The 4,351-nt window shown below is 71.1% G+C and carries 9 protein-coding genes and 1 tRNA gene; 6 read left to right on the top strand and 4 right to left on the bottom strand.

Annotation, left to right across the window (positions count from 1 at the left end; all coding sequences use genetic code 11):
* Positions 1-48: 48 nt before the first annotated feature.
* Positions 49-291 (bottom strand): chaplin, encoded by a 243-nt coding sequence (locus ACEZDG_RS32090; protein ID WP_380516555.1) that lies wholly within the window; start codon positions 289-291, stop codon positions 49-51.
* 436 nt (positions 292-727) lie between these two features.
* Positions 728-967, bottom strand: coding sequence for a chaplin (locus ACEZDG_RS32085; protein WP_380516552.1), 240 nt, complete (start codon positions 965-967; stop codon positions 728-730).
* A gap of 175 nt (positions 968-1,142) precedes the next feature.
* Here ACEZDG_RS32085 and ACEZDG_RS32080 point away from each other — a divergent pair, with 175 nt between their 5' ends.
* From ACEZDG_RS32080 to ACEZDG_RS32060, 5 genes are all read left to right on the top strand, one after another.
* Positions 1,143-1,352 (top strand): hypothetical protein, encoded by a 210-nt coding sequence (locus ACEZDG_RS32080; RefSeq protein WP_380516550.1) that lies wholly within the window; start codon positions 1,143-1,145, stop codon positions 1,350-1,352.
* A gap of 143 nt (positions 1,353-1,495) precedes the next feature.
* Positions 1,496-1,741, top strand: a complete 246-nt coding sequence (locus ACEZDG_RS32075) for a chaplin (RefSeq protein WP_380516548.1) — start codon at positions 1,496-1,498, stop codon at positions 1,739-1,741.
* Between the two features lie 301 nt (positions 1,742-2,042).
* A complete protein-coding gene (locus tag ACEZDG_RS32070; protein WP_380516545.1) occupies positions 2,043-2,300 on the top strand; it encodes a hypothetical protein in 258 nt (85 codons plus the stop codon).
* Between the two features lie 59 nt (positions 2,301-2,359).
* Positions 2,360-2,430, top strand: a tRNA-Cys gene (locus ACEZDG_RS32065).
* A gap of 30 nt (positions 2,431-2,460) precedes the next feature.
* The gene (locus tag ACEZDG_RS32060) at positions 2,461-2,736 is read left to right on the top strand and encodes an isoamylase early set domain-containing protein (RefSeq protein WP_380516543.1); all 276 of its coding nucleotides are present in this window, start codon (positions 2,461-2,463) and stop codon (positions 2,734-2,736) included.
* Positions 2,737-2,802: 66 nt separating this feature from the next.
* Here the strand turns inward: ACEZDG_RS32060 and ACEZDG_RS32055 are convergent, their stop codons facing one another.
* The gene (locus ACEZDG_RS32055; RefSeq protein ID WP_380516540.1) at positions 2,803-3,168 is read right to left on the bottom strand and encodes a chaplin; all 366 of its coding nucleotides are present in this window, start codon (positions 3,166-3,168) and stop codon (positions 2,803-2,805) included.
* 186 nt (positions 3,169-3,354) lie between these two features.
* Between ACEZDG_RS32055 and ACEZDG_RS32050 the strand changes: the two genes are divergently transcribed.
* Positions 3,355-3,927 carry a hypothetical protein gene (locus tag ACEZDG_RS32050; protein ID WP_380516538.1) on the top strand — a complete coding sequence of 191 codons (573 nt, stop codon included), beginning with the start codon at positions 3,355-3,357 and terminating at the stop codon, positions 3,925-3,927.
* A gap of 25 nt (positions 3,928-3,952) precedes the next feature.
* Here the strand turns inward: ACEZDG_RS32050 and ACEZDG_RS32045 are convergent.
* Positions 3,953-4,351 (bottom strand): carbohydrate binding domain-containing protein (locus tag ACEZDG_RS32045; RefSeq protein ID WP_380516536.1); only part of this gene is annotated, 399 nt, incomplete at its 5' end.

Raw genomic sequence — 4,351 nt, 5'->3', positions numbered from 1 at the left:
GGCCTGCCCGGAGGAACGGGGCAGGCCGCAGCGCCGCGGAGGGAGGGATCAGCCCCAGTTCTCGCAGTGGTTGCCGAAGGCCGGGTTGAGCAGGCCGATGACGTTGACGGTGTTGCCGCACGCGTTGACCGGGACGTGGACCGGGACCTGGATCAGGTTGCCGGACAGCACGCCGGGGGAGTGCGTGGCCGCACCGGCAGCGTCGCTGCTGGCGGAAGCGGCACCCGCACCGGCGGCGATCAGGCTCACTGCTGCGGCGGCGACGAAGATGCTGCGCTTGCTGCTGTTCAAGACCGTGCTCCTTGATGGGATGAGAGGTGGTGCGTACATCCGCGGTGGGACGACTGACTGCACAACGCGCCGACCGGGCGTCCGGCAACGCCCTGGCGGTGATCGTCACTCAAACGCGTCACTCCCCGTAGCCGGGGCAACTCGTCCGGCCTAGTCCGGAGGCCGGTTCCGTGTCCCCGGCGCCCGCGGGGTCGTTGCAGACGCGTGGCGGCGGTGGAGCCGACTCCACCCCGGCGGTCCCGACCCGGCGGCGATTCCTCCTCGCCGCCGGGCCGGCGCTCCCCGGGCGCCCCTGGCGACGGGGTCTCAGTGTTCGGCGCCGGACCCGTGACCCAGGGGCCACCGTCATGGCCGTACGACGGAGCGGGACACGGCCCGCCGGAGTGAACCGGCGCGGACCGTGCCCCGCGAGTGGTGCCTACCTGCTGAGCCGGTGTCAGCCGGCGTTGTGGCAGCTGTTGCCGAAGGCCGGGTTGAGCAGGCCGATGACGTCGACCGTGTTGCCGCAGACGTTCACCGGCACGTGCACCGGGACGGCGATGTCGTTGCCGGAGAGCACGCCGGGGGAGCCGACGGCGGCACCGGCCGCGTCGCTGCTGGCGGCGGCGACACCGGCGCCGCCGGCGAGCAGGCTGACCGCGGCGGCGGCGACGAAGATGCTGCGCTTGCTGTTCACAGTGGGTCCTCTCAAAGACCGGGAAGGATCAGGTGTCCCGGTGGGTGTCCATCGAAACGTGGCGGCGGCGCCGACGGCCACGGCGGGTGCGGGGTGTTCACCCGAACGCGGGCCGGGTTCATCCGTGCGGCCCAACGAACGGTGCCCGCACGGCCGGTGAATCGTTCCCCCAGGCATGCCCGAGCCCCGCTGGTCCCGCATCAGTCCCGCCGAACTGTTCCCCGCCGCGGCCGAGTACTCCGACCGCGGCCGGCACGCGTCCCCCAGTCCCGACGAGCCCGTCTACAGCCAGCTGGTGCGCGAGTGGCAGTCGCGCGGGCTGATGCTGCCGGGCCAGCGGGACCGGGAGTGGGTCGAACTGGTGGTCCGTCAGAGCTGGCGCTAGCCACACCGGGGCCGACTGGTCACGCGTTTGGGTGAGGATCACCCGCCGTGCGTTGCCGAGAGCAGGGCGGGCGCGTTGGAGCGGGCAGTCGTCCTGTTCCCGGACGCGTGCAGCACCCTTGTCGTTCCTGAAGGAGCACCACCTTGAGCACCAGCAAGCACAGCATCCTGTTCGTCACCGCCGCTGCCGCGGGCCTGCTCGCCGCCGGTGCGGGCGCGGCCTCCGCCAGCAGCGACGCCGCCGGCGGCGCGTTCGCGTCCCCCGGGGTCGGCTCGGGCAACGCGATCCAGGTGCCGGTCCACGTGCCGGTCAACCTCTGCGGCAACAGCGTCAACGTCATCGGCCTGGTGAACCCGGCCTTCGGCAACACCTGCCACAACGCGGGCTGACACCCGCCCGCCGCACTGCGGCCCGCCCGAACACCGGGGCGGGCCGCAGTGCCGCGCCAGGACATGCGGAAGCCCCCGGTGTCGGTCGGGGGCTTCCGTTGCGCAGGGAAGGAAACGATCTCCCAGCTGGGCACCGGGGCCCCGCCCAGGGCTGTCCGGTGCATGCCTTCCACCCTGGTGGTGACCCGGCCGCCGACGCAAGCGGGTTCATCCGTACGGCCCACCCGCGCCGATTGTCATTCCGCGATCGGGTCCCGCGGTCGGCCGTGCCCTCCGCCGCCCCGGCCCCGTTACAGGGGACATGAACGTCATTCGACTTGTCACCGCCGCCGCCGCCGGTACGGCGCTGCTCACCGCCGCGGCCCCGGCCGCCCACGCCCTCGACTACACCCAGGCCCTCGGAGGCGCCGCGAAGACCACCGGGGTGGCCGCCAGGACCGCCGTTCCGGTCGCCGAGGGCGTCCTCGGCGACAAGGTGGGCCAGAAAGTGGAAGCGGTGCAGAAAACCGTGAAGGCCGGCACCGACGCCGTCGCCGGAGTCAATGAGCTGGTGGGCTGAGCGCGGCGCGCCGCGACCGCCGGGATAGGCAAACACTTCGTACAATGAGGATGTTTCCCGGTGGAGTGGCCGAGCGGTTAGGCAATGGCTTGCAGAGCCATGTACACAGGTTCAATTCCTGTCTCCACCTCAGAATTTGGCGAACCTGGAGCACAAGGCGATGCTGGAACGAAAGCCGCGCAAGGCGACGACACTGGTCACATTCGTCCTCCCCGCGGAGCACCCCACCGGTCCGGTGAGCGTGGTGGGCGACTTCAACGGCTGGCAGCCGGGAGCGCACCCCCTGGTCGAGCGGGCCGACGGCAACCGCGCGGTCACCGTCACCCTGTCCACCAAGGACCGGGTGGCCTTCCGCTACCTGGCCCACGGCGACTACTGGTTCAACGACGAGCACGCCGACGCGGTCGAAGGCGGCAACGGAGTGCTCTTCACCTGATTCTCCCCAAGGAACGACGTGGGCCCTCCGCGCAGTGCGCGGAGGGCCCACGTCGTTCCGGACGGTTCAGGAACCGTCGCAGTCCGCGGTGTTGTCCTGGTGCTCGTGGTGCCAGCCCTGCAGCAGCCAGCCGTGGTGGTGGTCCCAGCCGGTGACGTGCCAGGTGTGCATCGGGGCGGTCTGCTGGTCGCCGCCGCCGTTGCTGCAGCTGTTGCCGAACGCCGGGTTCAGCGCGCCGACCACATTGACCGAGTTGCCGCAGATGTTGACCGGAACGTCCACCGGGATCTGGATCACGTTGCCGGACAGGACGCCGGGCGAATCGAAAGCGGCACCGTAGGCGCTACTGTCCGCGCTGGCTGCTCCGGCGCCGGCGATCAAAAGGGCGCCGGCGGCGCTCAGCAGGAATCCGGCCTTGCTGACGGAACGCATATGAATCTCCTTCGAGGTGACGGTGCACCACGGCCGGACCGATATGAACGTCCGCCCATGGTGTTGTCCTACGAGTGATCCTTGGCGCTCGTCCGGAGAAGTTCTGGTTGCCACACGGAGTGTTCATGCGTATGGACCATCGGGGGCGCTGTGAATGCGCCGGAGGGCCGGGACGACAATGGGGATATGCCTAGCCGAGACCCTGCCTCCCGCTCCGCCGGCCCGTCCCGCCCGGTCCGCGTCCTGCGCGCCACGACCGTGGCGCTGCTCGCGGCCACGCTTCCGTTCCTCGCCGTCGGCTGCTCCGCCGGGAGCGACGCGGGCGTCCAGCGGACCGTGCCCGGTGCGGCGCAGACCACGCTCAGCAGCGGCCCGGACGGGGTGTCGCTCAGCATGAAGGCCCGCAACGTCGATCTGCAGCTGGACGCGGCGTCGGTCCGGCTCGACCCGTCCGGCACGGCCCATCTGGATCTGACGGTCCGCAACCTGGGGCCGGTGGCCGAGCACCTGTCGCTGGTGTCGGTGGTCGGCGGCGGCCAGGCGACGCTCAAGGGCGGCGCCGCCGCGACCGGGCCGCTGACCACGGCCGGGATCCTGCTCGACTCGGGCAGCAGCACCGGCTTCGACTCCGGGCCGAAGAACCCTTCGATCCTGCTGCCGGCGGACACGAGCCGGAAGGCCGGGGGCACCGAGTCGGTGATGCTGATGTTCGGCATCGCCGGCCTGGTGCACCTCGACCTTCCGGTGCGTGCGGCCTGACTGCTACTGACTACTCACGGGTGGTTCAGCTCACCGACAGGTCGTCGGCGTAGACGTTGCCCTGGGCGTACCAGCCGTGGACGTACACGGTGACGGTGCCGCTGGCGCCGGTGGTGAACGGGACGGTCAGCTTGGTCCAGCCACTGCCGCTGGTCCAGGTGCTGGCCGTGGCCCCGCCGCTGACGCCGAGGTAGGAGTAGTTGCCCTGGACCCAGCCGCTGAGCGTGTAGCTGTGGTTGGGGCTGAGGGTGAGGGTCTGGTCGCACTCGCCGGTCTGCGAGGAGCTGGGCGCGACCAGCAGGGCGTGCGAGCCGCCGTGCACCGGGGTGCTGACGATCGCGCCGCCGGACTGGCAGGTCCACGGGCTGAGGCTGCCGGTCTCGAAGTTCCCGTTGACCAGCGAGCCGGAGCCGCCGGTGGTCCC

Origin of the sequence: Streptacidiphilus alkalitolerans (genome assembly GCF_042511045.1) — a bacterium.
Taxonomy (GTDB): Bacteria; Actinomycetota; Actinomycetes; order Streptomycetales; family Streptomycetaceae; genus Streptacidiphilus; species Streptacidiphilus alkalitolerans.
This window is presented reverse-complemented; position numbering and strand designations above follow the sequence as displayed.